Here is a 510-nt window from a genome sequence, read left to right as displayed (position 1 = left end):
AGCCGAAGGTACGACCGTCTATGCCGACAAAGGCTACGACAGTGCGGAAAACCGGCAACATCTGGAAGAACATCAGTTGCAGGACGGCATTATGCGCAAAGCCTGCCGCAACCGTCCGCTGTCGGAAGTGCAAACCAAACGCAACCGATATTTGTCGAAGACCCGTTATGTGGTCGAACAAAGCTTCGGTACGCTGCACCGTAAATTCCGCTATGCCCGGGCAGCCTATTTCGGACTGATTAAAGTGAGTGCGCAAAGCCATCTGAAGGCGATGTGTTTGAACCTGTTGAAAGCCGCCAACAGGCTAAGTGCGCCCGCTGCCGCCTAAAAGGCAGCCCGGATGCCTGATTATCGGGTATCCAGGGAAGATTAAGGGGGTATTTGGGTAGAATTAGGAGGTATTTGGGGCGAAAACAGCCGAAAACCTGTGTTGGGGTTTCGGCTGTCAGCGAAAAGGTGAAGAGAGGTACTTTGCAAAGGTCTCAACCTGAATATGTCAACCAAATCAGC

General features: G+C 52.2%; 1 protein-coding gene. It reads left to right on the top strand.

The genetic code is table 11. The annotated features are described in order from the left end of the window. The coding region (locus DKP76_RS18960) for a transposase (protein WP_146198966.1) at positions 1–328 on the top strand (328 nt) is incomplete at its 5' end. Positions 329–510: the final 182 nt, after the last annotated feature.

The sequence above is a fragment of the Falsochrobactrum shanghaiense genome, from assembly GCF_003149535.1.
GTDB classification, from domain to species: Bacteria; Pseudomonadota; Alphaproteobacteria; order Rhizobiales; family Rhizobiaceae; genus Brucella; species Brucella shanghaiense.
This window is presented reverse-complemented; position numbering and strand designations above follow the sequence as displayed.